This is a genomic window from Saccharothrix sabaoui (genome assembly GCF_051756985.1).
GTDB lineage: Bacteria > Actinomycetota > Actinomycetes > Mycobacteriales > Pseudonocardiaceae > Actinosynnema.
In genome coordinates, this window is sequence record NZ_JBPKJK010000039.1 from 42,037 (window position 1) to 61,814 (window position 19,778).

At 71.4% G+C, this 19,778-nt stretch carries 19 protein-coding genes; 8 read left to right on the top strand and 11 right to left on the bottom strand.

Annotated features, from left to right (window positions below):
• Positions 1 to 86: 86 nt before the first annotated feature.
• Positions 87 to 518, bottom strand: coding sequence for a helix-turn-helix domain-containing protein (locus ACR807_RS14850; RefSeq protein ID WP_438921883.1), 432 nt, complete (start codon positions 516 to 518; stop codon positions 87 to 89).
• Positions 519 to 1,590: 1,072 nt separating this feature from the next.
• On the opposite strand from ACR807_RS14850, the gene ACR807_RS14855 reads away from it, so the two are divergent.
• The 4 genes from ACR807_RS14855 to ACR807_RS14870 all read left to right on the top strand — a co-directional run bounded on the left by ACR807_RS14855 (position 1,591) and on the right by ACR807_RS14870 (position 5,605).
• A complete protein-coding gene (locus tag ACR807_RS14855) occupies positions 1,591 to 2,193 on the top strand; it encodes a DUF4956 domain-containing protein (RefSeq protein WP_438921884.1) in 603 nt (200 codons plus the stop codon).
• Complete coding sequence (locus ACR807_RS14860; protein WP_438921885.1) at positions 2,190 to 3,008, top strand: polyphosphate polymerase domain-containing protein; 819 nt, start codon at positions 2,190 to 2,192, stop codon at positions 3,006 to 3,008. Before ACR807_RS14855 ends, ACR807_RS14860 begins: the two co-directional genes overlap by 4 nt.
• Positions 2,999 to 5,092 (top strand): CotH kinase family protein, encoded by a 2,094-nt coding sequence (locus tag ACR807_RS14865; protein WP_438921886.1) that lies wholly within the window; start codon positions 2,999 to 3,001, stop codon positions 5,090 to 5,092. The genes ACR807_RS14860 and ACR807_RS14865 overlap by 10 nt, the downstream gene beginning before the upstream one ends.
• Before the next feature lie 153 nt (positions 5,093 to 5,245).
• The gene (locus ACR807_RS14870) at positions 5,246 to 5,605 is read left to right on the top strand and encodes a histone-like nucleoid-structuring protein Lsr2 (protein ID WP_438921887.1); all 360 of its coding nucleotides are present in this window, start codon (positions 5,246 to 5,248) and stop codon (positions 5,603 to 5,605) included.
• Positions 5,606 to 5,611: 6 nt separating this feature from the next.
• Here the strand turns inward: ACR807_RS14870 and ACR807_RS14875 are convergent, their stop codons facing one another.
• Together ACR807_RS14875 and ACR807_RS14880 are read right to left on the bottom strand one after the other, a co-directional pair.
• A complete protein-coding gene (locus ACR807_RS14875) occupies positions 5,612 to 6,721 on the bottom strand; it encodes a sensor histidine kinase (protein ID WP_438921888.1) in 1,110 nt (369 codons plus the stop codon).
• A complete protein-coding gene (locus ACR807_RS14880; protein WP_438921889.1) occupies positions 6,721 to 7,374 on the bottom strand; it encodes a response regulator transcription factor in 654 nt (217 codons plus the stop codon). Before ACR807_RS14880 ends, ACR807_RS14875 begins: the two co-directional genes overlap by 1 nt.
• A gap of 116 nt (positions 7,375 to 7,490) precedes the next feature.
• Between ACR807_RS14880 and ACR807_RS14885 the strand changes: the two genes are divergently transcribed.
• Positions 7,491 to 8,882 carry a S41 family peptidase gene (locus tag ACR807_RS14885; RefSeq protein ID WP_438921890.1) on the top strand — a complete coding sequence of 464 codons (1,392 nt, stop codon included), beginning with the start codon at positions 7,491 to 7,493 and terminating at the stop codon, positions 8,880 to 8,882.
• Between the two features lie 48 nt (positions 8,883 to 8,930).
• On the opposite strand, the gene ACR807_RS14890 is transcribed toward ACR807_RS14885, so the two are convergent.
• The 6 genes from ACR807_RS14890 to ACR807_RS14915 form a co-directional block, all read right to left on the bottom strand.
• On the bottom strand, positions 8,931 to 9,710 hold the full coding sequence (locus tag ACR807_RS14890; RefSeq protein WP_438921891.1) for a hypothetical protein: 780 nt from the start codon (positions 9,708 to 9,710) through the stop codon (positions 8,931 to 8,933).
• Complete coding sequence (locus tag ACR807_RS14895; RefSeq protein ID WP_438921892.1) at positions 9,707 to 10,630, bottom strand: ATP-binding cassette domain-containing protein; 924 nt, start codon at positions 10,628 to 10,630, stop codon at positions 9,707 to 9,709. The genes ACR807_RS14890 and ACR807_RS14895 overlap by 4 nt, the downstream gene beginning before the upstream one ends.
• Positions 10,627 to 10,890, bottom strand: a complete 264-nt coding sequence (locus tag ACR807_RS14900) for a helix-turn-helix domain-containing protein (RefSeq protein ID WP_438921893.1) — start codon at positions 10,888 to 10,890, stop codon at positions 10,627 to 10,629. The genes ACR807_RS14895 and ACR807_RS14900 overlap by 4 nt, the downstream gene beginning before the upstream one ends.
• Positions 10,890 to 11,369 carry a DUF2975 domain-containing protein gene (locus ACR807_RS14905; RefSeq protein ID WP_438921894.1) on the bottom strand — a complete coding sequence of 160 codons (480 nt, stop codon included), beginning with the start codon at positions 11,367 to 11,369 and terminating at the stop codon, positions 10,890 to 10,892. Before ACR807_RS14905 ends, ACR807_RS14900 begins: the two co-directional genes overlap by 1 nt.
• A 76-nt stretch (positions 11,370 to 11,445) precedes the next feature.
• On the bottom strand, positions 11,446 to 11,949 hold the full coding sequence (locus ACR807_RS14910) for an STAS domain-containing protein (RefSeq protein ID WP_438921895.1): 504 nt from the start codon (positions 11,947 to 11,949) through the stop codon (positions 11,446 to 11,448).
• A 106-nt stretch (positions 11,950 to 12,055) separates the two neighbouring features.
• Positions 12,056 to 12,262, bottom strand: coding sequence for a hypothetical protein (locus ACR807_RS14915; protein ID WP_438921896.1), 207 nt, complete (start codon positions 12,260 to 12,262; stop codon positions 12,056 to 12,058).
• 87 nt (positions 12,263 to 12,349) lie between these two features.
• On the opposite strand from ACR807_RS14915, the gene ligA reads away from it, so the two are divergent.
• Entirely contained in the window at positions 12,350 to 14,341 is a 1,992-nt protein-coding gene (gene ligA, locus ACR807_RS14920) for an NAD-dependent DNA ligase LigA (protein ID WP_438921897.1), read from the top strand.
• Between the two features lie 190 nt (positions 14,342 to 14,531).
• Here ligA and ACR807_RS14925 read toward each other — a convergent pair whose 3' ends face one another.
• Together ACR807_RS14925 and ACR807_RS14930 are read right to left on the bottom strand one after the other, a co-directional pair.
• Entirely contained in the window at positions 14,532 to 15,167 is a 636-nt protein-coding gene (locus ACR807_RS14925; protein ID WP_438921898.1) for a hypothetical protein, read from the bottom strand.
• Positions 15,168 to 15,543: 376 nt separating this feature from the next.
• The gene (locus tag ACR807_RS14930; protein WP_438921899.1) at positions 15,544 to 16,212 is read right to left on the bottom strand and encodes a hypothetical protein; all 669 of its coding nucleotides are present in this window, start codon (positions 16,210 to 16,212) and stop codon (positions 15,544 to 15,546) included.
• A gap of 288 nt (positions 16,213 to 16,500) precedes the next feature.
• On the opposite strand from ACR807_RS14930, the gene ACR807_RS14935 reads away from it, so the two are divergent.
• Together ACR807_RS14935 and ACR807_RS14940 are read left to right on the top strand one after the other, a co-directional pair.
• Complete coding sequence (locus ACR807_RS14935; protein ID WP_438921900.1) at positions 16,501 to 18,429, top strand: ATP-binding protein; 1,929 nt, start codon at positions 16,501 to 16,503, stop codon at positions 18,427 to 18,429.
• A 954-nt stretch (positions 18,430 to 19,383) separates the two neighbouring features.
• On the top strand, positions 19,384 to 19,778 hold a 395-nt coding region (locus ACR807_RS14940), incomplete at its 3' end, for a hypothetical protein (RefSeq protein WP_438921901.1).

Consider the following 19,778-nt stretch of genomic DNA (forward strand, 5'->3'; position numbering starts at 1 on the left):
CGGCGCGCGACAGGGCGCGCGGCACCGGCCGGTCATATTCACCGACGGAACCGCGAACCTACTGAAGAATTAAACAGCGAAGCCGGTCAGGCGGACTCACCGTGCCTGAGCGGTGACGCACCGGAAATGGACGAGGAGACCGGCGGCACCCCGTCACCGGTCATCTGGAACACCAGCGACACGAGCCCGGCCTGCAACCGCGACTCGACGACGAGCTTGGCCATCACCTGGGCGACGTGCGCCTTCACCGTGCGCTCGGAGACGGCCAGCCGGTTCGCGATCGTGCGGTTGGAGGCGCCCACGCCGAGCAGCAGCAGCACCTCGCGCTCGCGGGTCGAGAGCAGGGCGACCCGGTCCAGCAGGGAGCGCCACGTCGCCGAACCGCTCCACAAGGCCAGGTCAGGGGACGCGACGGGGAACGTTCCCCGGCCGGCGGGCCGGGCCCGGAACGGCAGTACCGAGACCGGCGCGAGGTCCGGGTGCGCCCCGGCCGGGTGGTCGTGCACTTCGTTGCTCACGTTGAGCCTTCCATCTTCAGCAACACGCGGCGGGGGGTTGCGGAACACCCGCAGGCCGCGGCGGCGCGGTCGGCGGGTCCCTGGACGGCTGCCCGGACATTCACCCCCGGGCACGGAAAATCGACACTGCTCATCCGACCCGACACGGGTCCACCGGACAATGGTGGCCGCACTGCCACCGCCCGAGATCGCTCAGGGTCACCGGACGGATACGGGCGCGGGGGTCACCGGACCGCCAGTCGAGACGATCCGGCCGAACCGACCAGCCGAGTCGCGCCCCATATCCGCAGATACCCAAAAAACATCGACCTCCAGGTCCGTACCACACCAAGACCGCTGCGGGCAGCGGTGACGTCAGTTTCCGGAAAGTCCGCGGACAACCGGTCGGTGCATCTTTCTCGACGGCCGACCCGCTCGTCAACGAACGTTCCGGCAACGCGATCGGCGGCGATTCCCACCCCAACGGGTGACAGGACGCCAAACCGACGTTGTCGGATTCGCCCACTCGGAGCACTTCCGGCCCGGAGGGGCGTCCTTCCCCTTGACGCCCCGCCCGCGCCGCCGTTCCGCCGGTCGGACCGGGACTTCGGCTCCCCGCACGGATCGGCACCCGAACGGACGACCCCGACAAACCGGACGTCGGGCGTCATGCCACCCCGTGTGGGAACCGCACACCAGAACCAGAGCGCGCGGCACGTCCGCTGATACACCGAACCCAGGTGAGACGTGCGCCACAGCATCGCTCACCTGGGCCTTCTGGCGCGGGGCGACATAGCTGGAAGTTGCGCAACTTTCGAGACCGTCCGCGGATGGCCCGCCCCGACGTGCACCGTCGCCGAGCACGGGCGAAAACCTTGCTTGATCGACTCCGACCAGCGAAGGACGGGCGTTTCAATACGCAGAGTCATCGGTCAGGTTCATTGACGTGACACCGCGATGCGGCCTATCGTTTCCACAGAGTTCCCGAAAGTTTACTTTAACAACCGAAAGTTTCGGCGACCGTCCCCGCAGACCCCCGCCAAGAAGCGGGCGGTGCCCGCCAACCCGGCAGTGGCTCAGGAGGACGCACGAGATGTCCCAGCTCGTCTTGTTCGCGGTCGACATCTGCGCAGTGGTGTTGCTCGTGTTCGGTCTCTACTTCCCCCGGCACCGCCGGCGCGACCTGGTCGTCGCCTACCTGGGCGTGAACATCGGCGTCCTCGCCGTGGCGAGCGCGCTGAGCACGAGCGAGGTGGGCGCGGGGCTCGGCCTGGGGATGGCGCTGTTCGGCGTGCTGTCGATCATCCGGCTGCGCTCGACCGAGCTCGACCAGCACGAGGTCGCGTACTACTTCTCCGCCCTCGCCCTGGGTCTCCTCGGCGCGCTGAGCACCAGCTCGCCGTGGCTCAACGGCGGCCTGATGGGCCTCATCCTCGCGGTGATGTTCCTCGGCGACCACCGGCGGCTGTTCCGCGACTACCGGCACCAGGTCCTGGTCCTCGACTCGGCCGTCACCGACCAGGTCGCGCTCGTCGCCCAACTGGAGCAGCTGCTCGACGCACGGGTGCACACCGCCACCGTGCAGCGGCTCGACCTGGTCAACGAGACCACCGTCGTCGACGTCCGGTACGCGGTGACCACGCGCGGCCTGGTCACCGCGACCGGCGCGCCCGCCCGGACGGGGGTGCGCCGGTGACCACGACGTCCCTCGCCCACGCCCTGGCCCGGCCGGCCCCGGTCGGGCTGGCCGAGCTGATCGACCGCGCCGCCCTCCAGACGAGGGTCGACCGGAAGTACGTCGTCCCGGAGGACGCGCTGCCCCGCCTGCTGGCGGAGCTGGCGCCGGGCACCAGGGTGCTGGAGGTCGACGGCCGGCGCACGTTCCACTACGAGTCGGTGTACTTCGACACCCCGCGCCTGACCAGCTACCACTGCGCGGCGTACCGCAGGCGGCGGCGATTCAAGGTGCGCACCCGCACGTACCTCGACTCCGCCCAGTGCTGGCTGGAGGTCAAGATCAGCGGGGCGCGGGGCAGCATCACCAAGCACCGGCTGCCGTACCACCCGCGCGACTGCGGCACCGTGCACCCGGGGCGGGACTTCGTCGAGGAGACCCTCGCCCGCGAGTCGATCGGCCCCACCACCGGCAGCCCGCTCGACCCGGTCCTGGTCACCGACTACCGCCGCGCCACGCTGCTCCTGCCGGACGCCGCCGGCCGGGTCACCATCGACACCGACCTGAGCTGGCGGGACGCCGACTCGGAACTGCGCCTGCGCGGCCTCGCCGTCGTCGAGACCAAGTCCCCGTCCGCCGCCACCCAGGTCGACCGGGTGCTGTGGCAGCGCGGGGTGCGCCCCGTCCGCATCTCCAAGTACGCCACCGGTCTGGCGGCCCTCCGCCTCGACCTGCCGGACGCGCCCTGGCGGCGGACCCTGCGCCGCCACTTCCGCGACACCGCGCCCGCCCTCGCCCTCTCCCACCGTCCCGAACAGGAGGCATCGTGCGCTTGACCACCCGCAGCAACGGAGCCGCGGCGACCCACCGCACCACCGGGGTCGCGGTCGCCGCCGTGCTCCTCACCGCGTTGCTGGTGCCGCTGTCGGCGGGCGCCGAGCCGGCCGCACCGCAGGCGGCCCCCGCGAACACCGCCGCCGCCGACACCGCGGCGGCCGAGGCGGCGGCGGACGACCTGGTCGGGGACATCACGTTCTCCGTGCCCAGCGGCACCTTCCAGGGCCAGGTGTCGGTGTCGCTGGGCACCGCGATCACCGGGGCCCAGGTCCGCTACACCACCGACGGCAGGCTGCCGACCGCGCAGTCCGCGGTGTACCCGGGCACGCCGCTGACGTTCACCCGCACGACCCAGCTGCGCGCGCAGGCGTTCGTCGGGCAGACGGCGTCCGGCGCGCCCGGCACGGCCATGTACACCGCCCGCGCCGCCGCCACGACCGCCCACGACCTGCCGGTGGTCGTGATCGACTCCTACGGCGCGGGCAAGCCCCAGCGGGAGTACTTCGACGCCGCCACCACGATCTTCCAGCCCGCCCCCGGCGGGACGACGTCGCTGGCCGCGACCCCGGCGGTCGCCACCCGCGCCGGCTTCAAGCTGCGCGGGCAGTCGTCGGCGTCGTTCGAGAAGGCGCCGTACCGGGTGGAGTTCCGGGACAACGCGGACGACGACGCGGACTACCCGGTGCTGGGGATGCCCGCCGACTCCGACTGGGTGCTGCGCGGGCCGTTCACCGACAAGGCGCTGGTCCGGGACGCCCTCGTCTACGACCTCGGGCGGGAGATGGGGCTCAAGGCGCCCCGGTACGCGTTCGCGGAGTTCTACCTCAACACCGACGCCACGCCGGTGGGCGCCGAGGACTACATGGGCGTCTACATGCTCGTCGAGACGATCAAGAACTCCAAGGACCGGCTCGACCTCAAGAAGCTCAAGGAGGACGACACCACGCTGCCGCGCATCTCGGGCGGGTACATCTTCAAGTTCGAGTGGATGGCCGCCGAGGAGCCGACGCTGCCGTGCACCGGGCCCGCGGCCACCTGCTGGAACTACCTGGAGGTCATCGACCCCGACCCGCTGCAACCCGCCCAGCGCGACTGGTTGCGCGGCCACGTCCAGGAGTTCCACGACGTGCTGCGGGCGTCGAACTTCGCCGACCCGGTCACCGGCTACCGGAAGTACATCGACGTCGGCTCGTTCGTCGACCACCTCATCCTCAACGAGCTGAGCCGCAGCATGGACGCCTACATCCGCAGCGCCCACTTCCACAAGGACCGCGACGGCAAGATCGTCGCCGGGCCGCTGTGGGACTTCGACCTCACCTTCGGCGTGGGCGGGTTCTTCCAGAACGACCAGGTCGCGGGCTGGCAGCACCAGCAGACCCGGCAGCCGGTGGCCAACGACTGGGTCCCCCAGCTGCTGCGCGACCCGGCGTTCGTCGACCAGGTCAAGTCGCGCTGGCAGTCCCTGCGCCGCGGCCCGCTCTCGGACGCCTCCGTGCAGAGCAGGGTCGACACCCTCACCAGGCCGCTGACCAACGGCGCGCAGCGCAACTTCCAGCGCTGGCCCAACCTCTCCTCCGCCACGGTCGGCTTCTTCCGGACCCCGACCGCCCCCACGTGGCAGGGCCAGGTCCAGGCCATGCGGGACTGGATGCAGCGGCGCAGCGCCTGGCTGGACTCGACCGCCGGCTGGGGCGGCCCGACCAGCACCACCACCAGCACCAGCACGACGACGACCACCACCACCACCACGACGACCACGACCACCACTCCCCCGCCCGGTCCGGCCCGCTGCACGGCGGCGTACCTGGTGACCAACAGGTGGTCCGGCGGGTTCCAGGGCGAGGTGCGGGTGACCGCGGGCAGCACGGCGATCACCAACTGGACCGTGTCCTGGACCGCGCCCGCCGGGGAGACGATCACCCAGGCGTGGAACGCGACCCTCACCACCCAGGGGACGACGGTCACCGCGCGCAACGCCTCGCACAACGGCGCGGTCGCGGCCGGCGGCACCACCTCGTTCGGGTTCCTCGGCTCCACCACCGGGACGCCCGGGGCCCCCACCCTGTCCTGCGTGGTCGGCTGATCAGCCCCGGGCGCGGCGCGGTGGCCACGCGCCGCCGCGCCGCACCCGGGAAATCCGGTAAAACGCGCGTCGTGCGGGCAAGTCGCAGCGCGTGCGAAGTCGGTCTTGTAGGCTGCCGCCTTCACCGCAACGCTGATCACCAGTGAGGTGTCCGTGGCTCAGAAAGTGCTCGTCCAGCTCATCGACGACCTCGACGGCACCCCGGCCGAGGACGGACAGACGGTGTCCTTCGGCCTCGACGGCGTCTCCTACGAGATCGACCTCCGCCCGCAGAACGCCGACCGGCTCCGCGACGCCCTGGCCGACTTCGTCGCCGGGGCGCGGAAGTTGGGCGGTCGCCCGAAGCGGGCGGTCGCCGGGGCACCGGTCCGCCGCCCCGGTTCGGAGGCCAGGAACAAGGAGCAGACCAAGGCGATCCGCGAGTGGGCGCGGAAGAACGGCCACGACCTGGCCGACCGCGGCCGCATCCCGGCCGGTGTCATCGACGCGTTCGAGGCGGCCCACCGGAGCTGACGCGCGTCAGGTGAACGCGACCGCGACGGCCAGGCCGCCCTCCCGCCTCGGCGTCGCAGTGACCCGCGCGCCGTGCGCGGTCGCGATCGCCCGCACGATCGACAACCCGAGCCCCGGGCCGTGCCCGGTCCTGGCCCGCCCGGCCCGGTGGAAGGGCTGGAACAGCCGTTCCACCTCGTCCCCCGGCACGACCGGGCCGGTGTTGGTCACCGTCAGCGCGCCCGCGCCGCACGACACCTCGACCCACCCGCCGGGCACGTTGTGCCGGACCGCGTTGTCCACCAGGTTCGCGACGAGCCGCTCGGCGAGCGCGCGGTGCCCGGACACGGGGCACGGCCCGACCGACACCCGCAGCACCACGTCCGCCGGCGGGCGCGCGTCGACCACCTCGGTCACCACCTCGGCGAGGTCGAACGGGTGCCGGACGTCGAGGCCCGCCTGACCCCGGGCCAGGGTGAGCATGGCCTCGATCAGCCGCTCCTGCTGCGCGCCCGCGGCGAGGACCCGTTCGTGCGCCGCGCGCAGGGACCCCACCGTCGCGTCGGGGTCGTCCAGCGCCACCTGGCCGATGGCGCGCTGCCGGGCGAGCGGGGTGCGCAGCTCGTGCGACGCGGTGGCCACGAACCGGCGCTGCGCCCCGAACGACGCCTCCAGCCGGCCGAGCAGCTCGTCGACCGTGTCGCCCAGCTCCTTCAGCTCGTCGTCCGGGCCGGCCAGGGCGAGCCGCCGGTGCAGGTTGGTCGCCGAGATCTCCCGCGCGGCCGCGGTGACCGCGCGGAGCCTGCGCAGCACGCGGCCCGCCACCCACCAGCTGAGCGCGAGGACGAGCACCACCATCATGGCGAGCGCGACCCCGGACTGGACCAGGAGCTGGTCGAGCACGTCCCGGCGCTGCGCGGCCAGCGCCTCCTCCGCCTGGAGGACGACCTGCTCGGCCTCGACCGGGGGCAGCGGCCCGCGCTCGCCGGGCAGCCGGGGGTGGAACAGCCGCACGTCGCCCGTCGGCGTCACCGCGTGCCGCACCAGGAAGTACGTGACCGCCAGCGCCGCCGCGCCGCAGAGCAGGAACAGCGCGCCGTAGAGCAGGGTCAGCCGCAGCCGCACGGTCCGGCGCATCAGACCCGGTACCCGCTGCGCGCGACGGTCTCGACCACGGGCGGGTCGCCGAGCTTGGCGCGCAGCCTGCTGACCGTGATCTTCACGGCGTTGGTGAACGGGTCGGCCGCCTCGTCCCACACCCGTTCCAGCAGCTCCTCCGCCGACACCACCCGCCCGCCCGCGGCCAGCAGCAGTTCGAGCACGCCGAACTCCTTCGGCGCCAGCTCCAGCAGCCGGTCGCCGCGGGTCGCCCGGCGGCGCGCGGTGTCGACCACCAGGTCGCCGCTGCGCAGCACCGGCGGCACGGCCGGGTGCGCCCGCCTCGCCAGCGCCACCACCCGCGCCACGAGCGCCCGGAAGTCGAACGGCTTGGGCAGGTAGTCGTCCGCGCCGAGGCCGAGCCCGTCGACCAGGTCCTCGGTGGTGGCCGCCGCGGTCAGCATCAGGACCCGGCTGCGGCGGCCGGCCGCGATCAGCTCGGCGCACACGTCGTCGCCGTGCGTGCCGGGCAGGTCCCGGTCCAGCACGACCACGTCGTAGTCGGTGCACAGCGCCCGTTCCAGCCCGCTGGTCCCGTCCAGCGCCACGTCGACCGCCATGCGCGCCCGCCGCAGCCCGGTCGCCACCGCGTGGGCCGTCTCCTCGTCGTCCTCGACCACCAGAACCCGCACGCGCGCCAGTATCGCCGGCCGCCGGTTTCGCCGGCGTCTCGTCGCGACCGATACCCCGCCGACACCGCCCGCCGCGTAGAACTCGCCCCCTGCCCACGACCTGAGGGGGAACTCCCGTGACACGCAGATGGCGCCCGATCACCGCCGCCGTGCTGGCCGCCGTGACCGCGCTCGCCGGCGCGGTGGACGGCACCGCGGACACCTCGTCGGCCGAACGGCCACCGGCCTGCACCAGCCCCACGCCGGGGCCGCGACCACCGACGCCGACACCGCCCACGGCCACCACGGTCGGCCAGGTGTACCGGTGCGTCTTCGACAACCACTACAGCGGCCCGGTGCTCGACAGCCGCGCGCTGCTCGTGCCCGCGTTCGCCGCGCTCACGCAGGAGCTGCAACGCCGCGGCCTCGACCGGCCCGACGCCACCCTGCCCGCCCTCACCGGCCGGCGGGACGCGGACTGGACCGCGTTCGCGAAGGTGTACCGGCGGATCGCGGACGCGCTGCCGGACGACGACGCCCGCGCGGCGATCGCCACCGCCGCGATCCGGGCCGTGGTGGACGCGCTGGACGACAACCACGCGCGGTGGGTCGGCGGGTTCACCCCCAACCCCTACGGCCTGTCCCTGTCCGTGCTCGTCGGCCCCGGCGACGTCGATCCGGTGGCGGGCGACCCGGCCCACGTCACCGACATCGCCCCCGGCAGCCCCGCCGACACCGCCGGCCTCCGGCCGGGTGACGAGGTCCAGGCCGTCAACGGCGTGCCGCTGTTCGTGAACGGCGTCCTCACCGGCGGCGCGCTGGCGTGGCTCACCCGGGCCGAGGTCGGCTCGACGGCCACGATCACCGCGCGCCGCCCCGCCACCGGCGAGGTGCTCACCGCGACCGTGACCGCCACGCCCTACCCGTTCCCGCCGCGGGAGGTCCGGGCGCGGCTCGTCGACGGCGACGTCGCCCACGTGACGCTGCCGGGCTTCGCCCCGGAGCTGGTCGACCGGGTGCTCGCGGCCGTCGCCGAGCTGCGCGCGACGACCGCGCTGCGCGGCGTGGTCCTGGACCTGCGGGGCAACGGGGGCGGCAGCCCGGTGGCCGTCGCCAGGATGCTCGGCGCGCTCGCGCACGGCAGGACCACCAGCTACTGGTGCGACGTGAAGGGCCGCTGCGCGCCCAACCGCACCGACGACTCGGTGGAGCTGCTGGGCGTGCCGTTCGTCGCGCTCACCGACCGGCGCTGCGCGTCGGCGTGCGACTCGTTCGCCGCCGCGGTCAAGGACCTGGGGCTGGGCGCGCTGGTCGGCACGCGCACCGCGGGCGCGGTCTCCGGCCCCGCCCAGCCGTACCTGCTGGACAACGGGACGGTCCTGGCCCTGCCGAAGCTGCACGAGATCGGCGCGGACAGGGAGGTCGTGGACACCGTCGGCGTCGCGCCCGACCACCACGCGCCCCTCACCGCGGCCGACCTGTCCGCCGGCCGCGACCCGGGCCTGGACAAGGCGGTGTCCCTGCTGTGACCGCCACCGGGTGCGGCACCGCGGAGTGGTGCCGCACCCGGCGGTGGGTCAGCGGTCGGCGTCGTCGCGCGCCAGCCGCAGCCACCCGAGCAGCAGCGCGCCGCCCGCCCACGCCAGCAGGGTGACCACCGAGGAGGTCCGCGTCATCCCGGGCACCTCCCCGAGCAGCAGGAACGCCGCACCCGAACCGGGCAGGACCTCGGCGAGCGCGGAGGTCCAGGCGAACCCGAAGTTCGGCAGCATCAGCGGCAGCACGAGCATCAGCAGGAACACCGCGACCAGCGTGCCCGGGGTGCTGCGCAGCAGGAACCCGAGCCCCACCGCGAGGACCCCGCCGGCCGCGAAGACGAAGGCGACGGTGGCGAGCACCTCCACCCCCCGGTCGGCGGCGAGGCCGAGCAGCGGACCGGCCGCGACGAACGCGGTGAGCGCGGCGGCGGTCGCCAGCAGCACCCCGAGCACCGAGGCCACGCCCACCGCCACGGTCGTGCGGGCGAGCAGGAGCACCCCGCGCCGCGGCGTCCACTGGAGGGTCGGCACGATCCCGCCGGTCGCGTAGTCGGACGTCACCGCGCTCAGCGCGAGCGCGAGCAGCGCGAACTGCCCCGGCAGCGCGGGGACGGACGCCATCGCCCACGCCGAGCCGCCGGGCGGCGTGCCCGGGTCGGCCGCCGCCTCCAGTGCGGCGACCGCGCCGATCCCCACCATCGTCACCGCCGCCGCGGCCAGGAACCACCACGTGGCCCGGACCGTCCACAGGCGCGTCCACTCGGCGGCGCACGCGCGGGCGAACACCCGTCCGGTGTGGACGGTCCGCGCGGCGGTCACCGCGCCACCCCGGCGGTCTCGCGGGCGCGGTGCTCGACACTGCCCCCGGTCAGTTCCACGTAGGCGTCCTCCAGTGAGCCGCGCACCTCGGAGAGGTGGTGCAGCGGGACGTCCCGGGCGTGCGCGAGCTCGCCCACCTCCTCGGCGCCGGCGTTCTCGACCAGCACCTCGCGGTCGTCGACCCGGTGGGCCTCGAAGCCCGCGTCCCGGAGCGCGGCGAGGAGCCGGTCCGGTGCCGAGCTGCGGACGCGCACGCGGACGTGCCCCAGCCCGGTCAGCACCTCCTCCGTCGTCGCGTCGGCGATCAGCCGGCCGCGCCCGATGACGACCAGGCGGTCCGCGACCTGCTCCACCTCGCTCAGCAGGTGGCTGGAGACCAGCACGGTGCGCCCCTCGTCGGCGAGCCGGCGCAGCAGCGCGCGGGCCCACCGGACCCCGTCGAGGTCCAGCCCGTTGACCGGTTCGTCGAACAGCAGCACGCCGGGGTCGCCGAGCAGCGCCGCCGCGATGCCCAGGCGCTGCCGCATCCCGAGCGAGTAGCCCTTGATCCGGCGGCCGGCGGCGCGGTCGAGCCCGACCTCCCCGAGCACCTCCTCCACCCGGCGGCGCGGGATGCCGTTCGACCGGGCGGCCACGAGGAGGTGGCCGCGCCCCGTGCGACCGGGGTGCGCCGCGCCGGGGTCGAGCAGCGCGCCGACCTCCCGGAGCGGTTCGGCGAACGCCGCGCACGGCCGGCCGTTCACCAGCGCCGTCCCGGACGTGGGCCGGTCGAGGCCGAGCACGATCCGCATGGTCGTGGACTTGCCGGCGCCGTTCGGCCCGAGGAACCCGGTGACCTTGCCCGGCTCGACGTCGAACCCCAGGTCGTCGACGGCGAGGACGGCGCCGTAGCGCCTGGTCAACCCGCGGACCCGGATCACCGGCCGACCCCTTCCCCGCGGACCTCGTGGACCCCGTCCCCGTCGGGCTCCTCGCCGTCGTCCACCCACTCCAGCAGGTCGCCGGGCTGGCACTCCAGGACCCGGCACATGGCCTCCAGGGTGCTGAAGCGCACGGCCTTGGCGCGGCCGTTCTTCAGCACGGCGACGTTGGCCGGCGTGAGCCCGACGCGCTCGGCGAACTCGCCGACGCTCATCTTGCGCTTGGCCAGCTCGACGTCGATGCGCACGACGATCGGCATCAGATCACCGACTCCAGGTCGTCGCGCAGCGTGGTGGCCTGCCGCAGCAGCGCCCGCATCACGACCATCAGCAGCCCCAGCACGGTGATGCCGATCAGCACCAGGAACATCAGCAGCAGGTTGCCGGGCCCGCCCCCGCTGAAGCCGACGAAGAGGAACACGGCGGTGAACGTCACCCAGCCGGCGGCGATGGCCCACACGATCGCGTCCACCCACCGCAGGGCGTGGTCGCTGAAGATGCGGTCGTCCTTGACCAGGTCGAGCAGCTTCCAGGTGGCCACGACGACGACCTGGACGCACAGCACCCAGAAGACGGTCACGGCGGTCAGGGGCCACCGGAGGTGCGCCGACCCCGGCGACTCGCGCGCCATGTCGGCGAACTGGCCGGGCAGCGACATGACCTGGAGCAGGAGCAGGACGCCGAACAGCAGCACCAGGAACACACGAAGAGCGGCAACCGCTCGATGCTCTGCGAACATGCATCGATCCTCGATGGCCACCTATCGAAAGTCAATCGGTAGCTATCGCTTTACGGTAACCATCCTGTGAAGATCCCTAGGAGGACCACCACGAGAAGCCGTCGGTGCCGCCCTGGTACCGGCCGTCGTCACCCTGGTACCGGCCGTCGTCACCCTGGCGCCGGCCGTCGTCGCCCTGGTACCGGCCGTCGCTCCGGTGCTCGTCGTCGCGGCCCTCCACCCGGGCCACCGCCTCCTCCACCGTCGAGCACAGGCCCAGCAGCTCGCCCACGTCGGTGACCCGGATCGGCTGCACCACGGTCCGGTGCCCGGCGACCACGGCGAACCCGGCGCCCAGCCCCGTGGCCCGCTCGTGCACCTCCATCAGCACCGCGATGCCCAGCGACCCGAAGAACTCGACCCGCCTGAGGTCGACCACCAGCGCGGCGGGCGCGCCGTCCAGGCAGGAGAACAGCTCCTGGCGCACCTGCCGGTAGCTGTCGGTGTCGACCTCGCCGCGCACCTCCGCGAACACCACGCCGCGGCGCCGGGCGACCACGACGCCGACGTTCACCGGGGGAAGGTGGACGTCCTGCTCCACGGGGCTCCTCCACACGCTCGGTCCCGGTTCACCCGGAGCGGTTACCCGGTCGTCCCCCTCCCGACACCTGCTCCCGGCGACGAGGACGCCCCCGGCAGCCGGGTGCTCAGGCCGAGGACCTGGTGAGGAGGTGCCGGGGTGACGCGCGGCGCATCGCCGCCGCCACCAGCCAGAGGCCCGCGAACAGGGTGCACCAGGCCCACCACGGCGCGGCGGACGCGGCCAGCCCGCCGCCGAGGGCCGCGGCCACGGCCGCGTGGGTGAACCGGCGCTGCCGCCGGGTGGGAACCGCCGTGCGGTGGTCGAGGCCCATGCGCCCATGGTCCGAGCCGGCCGGGCGGTCCCGGTACCGCCCATCGGGTTGCCGGTGTTGTCGGTGGTCGTCGGTAGTTTGTGCGCCGTGAACGCTGAGGAACGCATCCGGGGACTCGCCGACCAGGTCGTGGCGCTGCGCGACGCGTACTACCGGGGCTCGCCGCTGGTGGCGGACGCCGAGTACGACGCGATCGAGGACGAGCTGCGCGGGCTGATCCAGGCCAACCCGGACCTCGCGCCGGACCCGAACCCGCTGGAGCAGGTGGGCGCGCCGACGGTGCTGCACGCGCCGGTGCGGCACTCGCGCCCGATGCTGTCGCTGGAGAAGGCGACCAGGCCGGAGCAGGTCGCCGCGTTCTTCGACCGCTTCCCCGGCCAGCCCGTGGTGGTCATGCCGAAGCTCGACGGCCTGTCGCTGGCCCTGGTCTACGAGGACGGCCGGCTGGCCCGCGCGGTCACCCGGGGCGACGGCACGACGGGCGACGACGTGACGTTCCTGGTGCGGGCGCTGGCCGACGGCGTCCCGCAGCGGGTCGACGCGCCGGGCCGGGTGGAGGTGCGCGGCGAGGCCGTGATGCTGCGCTCCACGTTCACCGCCTACAACACCGAGCACCCGGACAAGCCGCTGATCAACCCGCGCAACGCCGCCGCGGGCACGCTGCGCGCCAAGGACCCGGCCACGGTCGCCGGGCGGCGCCTCCAGTTCTTCGCCTTCGACCTCGACACCTCCGAGGGCGGCGCGGCGGCCGACCTGGAGCACGGGCTGCGCTCGCTCGGGTTCGCCGTCGCCGACATGCGGCACCGCGGCACCGCGGAGGAGGCGCAGGCGGTGATCGGCGAGATCGAGGCGCGGCGCAACGACCTCGACTACGACCTGGACGGCGCCGTGCTGCGGCTGGCCGACCGCGACGCCTACGCCGCCGCCGGGACGCGGTCGAACTCCCCGCGCGGCGCGCTGGCGTTCAAGTTCGCCGCCGAGGAGAAGACGACCGTGCTGACGGACGTGGTCTGGGACGTCGGCAAGACCGGCAAGATCGCCCCGGTCGCCCGCCTGGAACCGGTGTTCGTCGGCGGCACGACGGTCACCAAGGCCACCCTGGCCAACCAGGAGGTCATCCGGGCGCGCGGCATCCGGATCGGCGACACGGTGCTGGTGCGCCGAGCGGGCGACGTGATCCCGTTCGTGGCGGGCGTGCTCGACGAGTCCCGGCGCACCGGCGCGGAGCGCGAGATCGTGCCGCCCACCGAGTGCCCGTCGTGCGGCCACGCCCTGACCGAGCAGGGCAACAGCCGGGAGCTGTTCTGCACCAACGTCGCCTGCCCCGCCCAGACCGTGCGCCGGTTGGTCCACTGGGCGTCGCGCGCGGCGGCGGACATCGAGGCCGTCGGTCCGGTGTGGATCGAACGCCTCGCCGAGGCGGGCCTGCTGGAGAACCCGTCGGACTTCTACACCCTCACCAGGGAGCAGCTGCTGGAGTTCGACCGCATCGGCGAGACCTCCGCCACCCGCATGATCGACTCGATCGCCGCGAGCCGGGACGTGGGCCTGCGCCGGGCGTTGATCGGGTTCGCGATCCCGATGGCCTCCGAGGGCACCGCCACCCGCCTGTGCCGCGCGGGCTTCGGGTCGCTGGAGGAGGTCGCCGACGCCGGCGAGGAACGCCTCGTCGCCGTCGAGGACATCGGCCCGAAGGTCGCCGCCTCCCTGACCGAGCACCTCACCCGCCTGCGCCCCGAACTGGAACGGCTGCGCGACCGGGGCGTCTCCCTCGACGTGCGCGAGGAGGACCTGCCCCCGGTCATCGCCTCCGACGCGCCCCTGGCCGGCAAGACGGTCGTCGTCACCGGCGCCATCAGCGACCCGCGCTCGGGCGAGAAGGTGCCCCGCCCCACCTTCCAGCGGCTGTGCGAGAAGGCCGGCGCCACCACCGCCACCTCGGTCTCGGCCAACACCGACTACCTGATCACCGGCGCGGACGTCGGCGCGAGCAAGCTCGCCAAGGCCGAGAAGCTCGACGTCGAGGTCGTCGACCAGGGCGTGGTCTGGCAGCAGCTCATCGCCGCCGGCATCGCCTGACCCACCCACCGGCGGTGGCTGTGCCTGTGATTGATAGTTGGCCCCTGTGATCGATAGCTGCGACCCCAGTTACTGACTGAGCACTTCAGTTGGCCAGTGAGCACGAGAGTTGGCCAACTGTTCTTCGCAGGGGTGCAGAGAAGCTTCGGTGATGGTGTCGGAAGCTGGCTTCCGACACCATCGACCACTGCTACGCCGCGTCCAGCGTGATCGCCTGCCAGAAGGCGACGTAGCCCGCTGCTTCACCGACGAGCTGGGCCCTGATGTCCCGACGGTTGGCGTTCTTCCTCAGCGTGTGCAGTTGACCCCGGCGTGTGTCCAGGATCGCCGCGGTCGCGCCCGGCCGCAGGTCGGGCATCATGTCTTCCATCATCAGCAGGATGAGGCTGGCGGCGTCCTGCGTCAGCGGCTCGGCCTTCAGATAAGGAAGGATCACCAGTTCGGACCCGTCGGGCTGACGCAGTCCGAACAGCCGGGACAGCGTGGCAGTAAGCCCCGCGTGAGTCCATGCAGCGGTGTTGACCTTGACCTGGGTGCCCTTGGTGCGGGACCTCCAGGTCAGGAAACCGGCGGCGATCTCCCGGTAGTGCAGTTCCTGATGGGCCTCACGGGTGCCGGCGACACACTCCTCCATCACCCTGGTGGGGTCGACGGAGCTGATGGCGCGCGGCATGGCCGCCAGGATGGTGTTGTAGTAGTGGTATGCCTGGGCTTGGGGGTCCAGGTACCGGCGGACGTGAGCCTTCATCATCTCGCGCCGCTTGCGGGGCGGGCTCAGGACGTAGTCGAGCCACACGGCCGCACTTACTTTGACAGCTTGTTCCACGTAGTTTCTCCTTGTATCCATACGTGGACAGCCATCAGGCGGGTGAACCCGCCCACTTGCCTTGCATCCGTGCAAGCAGTGCGTCTACAGTAAAGGTGCGAACCTGAGTAGACGTGATGGCTGCTGCGGCAGCTGATAGAGCTGCGTCTCCAGCGTACCGGAGAGATCGTGATTGCCCAACCCGCCGGTTGTGTGATCTCGGTCTCTTTCGGATTTTAGCAGGTCAGAGTCGACCGGCCTGCACGGCGAGTGATCGTTGGTGGGAAGATCGTCCGTTTGCTTATGGGCCTGCAAGCCCGAACGGGCGTCGGGAGCCACTCGTCTCGTCCATGCGGCCTTCTCCTGCTGTGATGTCGACGTCCGACGATGTGCAGGTTCATCCGGCCTGCTTTGCCGCATGATCGTCAGAAGTCCTGTTGCGGAACTCGGTGTGCTTGTCGCGAGTCGCCGGTCGCTGCGGGATCCGGTGGTCGATCACCTCCTCAGCCTCCACCGGCTCGAAGTCTGCGTCCACATCAGGGATGACCAGCGGCACGAAGTACACGCCTTTGCGACTGCGCTCAAGGCGGCCCCGGGATGCCCAGTAGCCGAGCGCATTGCTCACCTTGTTGGCGGGAAGATCCACGCGCAAGCGCTTCAGCCGGGCGGTCACCTCTCCCACGTTGACCTCCTCGCCCGGGTCCAGTACCTGCCAGATGAGTCGACGCAGTGGCATGTCCTGCAATAGCGCGCCCTGCTCGCCACTCCCTGACAGCTTCTGCTTCGCCGCGCTGCCGCCAGTACGGCCGGGAGATGTTGCGGGACCGTCGCGCACCGGGGTGTTCCGCAACTCGCCCGCGCTGTCGAGCATGCGCTTGCACACGTCAAGCAACGGTGTCGGCACGGACAGTGGGAGGCCGACTTCCCGTGCGGCGTCCACCGCGGCGATGACCCTGTTCAGCCCTTGAACGAGATCATCCACCGCGAGGATGTCCTCGGTTGAACCCTTGCGGTTACCCACTGCGATCACCTCCCCCGCGCGACGTCTCGCCTCGAACTCTAACATCCGTGAAACGAGAGTGCCACTTCTCTTGTTAACGAGACTGCGACAGCAGTGCCTGTGTGTACGCGTCCGAGCGCAGTCAGTGCAGCATACTGCTGCCACCGGCATGCGTGAGAGGTGCTCGACTTCCGGATGGCCAGTGGATCATGAGAGCTGTGGACTACCCGTTCGAGTGAAAAACTCTCGTTTGCGTGACAGGACGGGAGGCGCAGTCCATGGTCGACAGTGGTGCTGCCCACGGGGGGAGGCGGTAGCCCGTGCCTCTTCTGTCGTGCGAAAGGGAAGCCGTCGGTGGCGACACAGTTGCAGCTCCGTTGGATCCGTATCAGGACCGAGCAGGGTTGGCAGAAGCCATACGACCTGGACGCCCCTGTGGTCGCCATCGTCGGAGTGGTCGACACCGGCAAATCCTCTTTGCTGGAGTGCATCGGCTACGCCATGGGACACGATGTGGGCGAGTTCCGTGGAGCGGTGGACGAGCATCTGCGTGAGGTGGAGATCGGGATCCGAGTGACCACCGGGGCCTTCCTCCTGCGCCGTGACCGCGCCGCGGAGTCTCACGTCCAGGTGCTCGACGACTCCGGAACCGCGGTGGGGCGGTTCCCCGTACAGGCACGTGACGCGCGCAGCACAGTCTCGGAGTGGCTCCTCGAGCAGCTGGGATTGCTCGAGCAGTTCACCTCCGTGCGTCTGCCCGGCGGCAAGTCGCTGGACTTCGCCGGAGCACTGCTGCCCTACTGCTACCTCAACCAGACCGACATCGACCGGCACATCATCCGTCCACGTCGGGAGGAACGCGCCCGGCTGATCACCCTCAAGTTGCTGTTCAACCTCACCACCCCCGCCTATGAGCGCCTTGCCGCCGAGATCCACGAGAACAACCTGGAAATCGACCGGCGCACCAAACGCGCGGACATGATCCGCAACTTCCTCGCCGAGTCCCAAGCCACCGACGCCTCGGCGATCGCCGAGGAACTGGCTCGTGTCCGTGCCGCCCGCACCGAAGCGGAGACGATCCTCGCGTCCATCACCGCGGCCGCGCGGACCGCCACCGCCTATGTCGACCGTGAACGGCAACGTCGCGAAGAAGCCCACCGTGCCGTCGGCGACGCCGAGATCGACCTGGACAGGCTCCGCCGCGGCCACGCTTCATGCGCCGCCGAAGCCGATGCGGCCCAACAGGGCCTGCGTCACCTCGACGAGTTGAGCGACACCGACCCGGACGACCGTCCTACTCTCGCCTTGGTCGACCCACGCTGCCCGGCGTGCAACAGCGACGTCACCACACGGCCGATCACACCCGAACAGTGTTATCTGTGCACCAGCATGCTCCCCGGCCGCGAACACGTGTCCCAACGGCGCCACCTGACCCACGTATTGCAGCAACAGAGCGAACGGCTGGCCGAACTCGACAAGCAACTGCGTGCGGCGCAGGACACCGCATGCGACGCGCGCGCCCGACTGCGACTGGTCAACGACACGCTCGACAAGCAGGCATTCACCGGACTCGCGCCGTTCGTCGACCGACTCGCCGAAGCCACGGCCGAAGTCGCTCGCCATGCCACCGCTGAGGAGACGCTGCGCCGCGTGCAGGACGCCCACAACCGGCTCACCGAGCAATACCGGGGCATCGACGAGTTGAAAACCCGTCAGCAACAGCGTGTGGACCAACTCGACCTCACCGGTGCCGAGGTCGAGGACCTTGCCGACGTGCTCGCAGCGGTGACCGACATCTTCCGCAGGATCATCGCCGCGATCCAACTGCCCAACGCCACCGGCCGCGCCCGTATCGACCCTGAGACCTGGCTGCCGTTGGTCGATGAACAAAAATTCACCCAACGCGGCGGCGGCGCCCGCGCCGCGGTCAGCATCGCCTACAGCCTGACCCTGCTCACCTATGCGCTGGAAAACGCTCTGGTCACCCTCCCTTCCCTGCTGATGATCGACTCGCCGCAAAAAAACTACGGCGCCAACAGCCACGACAAAAGCCTCGCCCATCGAGTCTACGAACGCTTCCTCGATCTCATGGACGACCGACGCGGCTGGGGCGACAAGCGATTCGCCCGTCCTTATCAAGTGATCATCGTCGACAACGACATCCACAAGGACATCGCGGACCGTATCCTCGTGCACACCTTCGACCGAGACAACGGCTTCATCCGCGATCTCGCCGAACCGCACGGCCCGATCGTCGACCCTGAAGACGCTTGGGAAGAGTGAACACAGGTGAAGCGTCATGACGACACATGTGTTCACGCGGTCCGAAAGCGGTGAACGTGCCAGTTGATGAGGTGGACAGCATGGGGCATGCAGGGCCACGTCCCATCGGGTCGGGTCTGTCCAGTTGTCGGCTCTGGCGCACTTTCGGTGGTGACGGTGAGTAGCCGGTCGCAGCAGTGACCTTGCGGTAGAGATCGATCCCCTTGCCGGGAAGGTGCTTTCGGGCTGTCGACGCCTTCGTCATCGCAGCATCAGGCGCCGGACGGCACGGCCGCAACCCGGATGCGGACCGCGACCACCGCCCTCCGCCACGCATCCAACGACCGGAACCGACAGTCCTGAAATACCGTCCCCACAAGGGGATCGGCATCCACCACAGGATCACGGACCGACCAGCTACTCACCGTCACCACCGAAAGTGCGCCAGAGCCGACGTTTGTACAGTCCCCCTATCGATCACAGGGGCCAACTAGCAATCACAGGCACAGTGGCGAGATCAGGTGGTGGTGCGGGCGCGGCGCGGGCAGGATCGGGGGATGCGGTCACCTACCCGCCCCGTCGCGGACTTCGTGATCCGCGAGGCACGTGACGAGGACCGGCCGCGGTGAGCCTCTGCGAGAGCCTCGGGTCCAGCACCCCGGGCACAGCGCCCCGGGCTTTCCACGGCGGTGCCGGGTTCGCGCGCCTCACCGCAATAGTAGGGGTGCTCGCTCTGACGTTCGGGTGATGGACCGTTCACCCCCTTGTGGTCCCGCCGGGCGCGACGCAGTCTTTCCAGGCGCCGTCGCGAGTGGACGGTCGATCACCCGGAACGACGTGCCGGCACCACGTTCAGGGGGCGACGCACCGACCGCGACCGCGCGAACCACATCGAGAACGCCCTGCGGGGCGTCGCGGCCGAGTCCCTGGCCGGAAGGACCGCGACACCCCGCGAAAGGCTGAACGGAGTCAGCGATGAAGCGTATCCGCACCCTCACCCTCGCCGCCACCGCGGCCGCGGCCTTGCTGCCGGTCGCGGTCGGGACCGCCTCGGCGACCCACGACCCGGCGCCCGTCGTCCACAGCGAACTCGCGTACTGGAACTCCTCCGGTCGCATCACCGTCAACGGCTACTACACCTGCTACGGGCACGACGACGGCGCGGTCGACGCGCTGCGCGTCACCGTGCAGCAGGAAGTCCTCGGCGTGGTGCGCTTCGTGGGCACCTACGTGCAGTTCGACGGCCCCTGCACCGGCACGCCGCAGCCGTTCTCGGCACCGGTCGCCGCCGAGAACGGCCTGTTCCTGCCCGCCGTCAACGCCGCGGTGAGGGCCCAGCTCACCACCGACGGCGGCCGGTCCGCCGAGGA

Bases quoted from the DNA above. Each gene is read 5' to 3' on its own strand.
- ACR807_RS14900 (WP_438921893.1), bottom strand. From the start codon at position 10,890: ATGCCGATCGTCGTGCGCATCGACGTCGAGCTGGCCAAGCGCAAGATG.
- ACR807_RS14905 (WP_438921894.1), bottom strand. From the start codon at position 11,369: ATGTTCGCAGAGCATCGAGCGGTTGCCGCTCTTCGTGTGTTCCTGGTG.
- ACR807_RS14855 (WP_438921884.1), top strand. From the start codon at position 1,591: ATGTCCCAGCTCGTCTTGTTCGCGGTCGACATCTGCGCAGTGGTGTTG.
- ACR807_RS14875 (WP_438921888.1), bottom strand. From the start codon at position 6,721: ATGCGCCGGACCGTGCGGCTGCGGCTGACCCTGCTCTACGGCGCGCTG.
- ACR807_RS14915 (WP_438921896.1), bottom strand. From the start codon at position 12,262: ATGGGCCTCGACCACCGCACGGCGGTTCCCACCCGGCGGCAGCGCCGG.
- ACR807_RS14930 (WP_438921899.1), bottom strand. From the start codon at position 16,212: ATGTTAGAGTTCGAGGCGAGACGTCGCGCGGGGGAGGTGATCGCAGTG.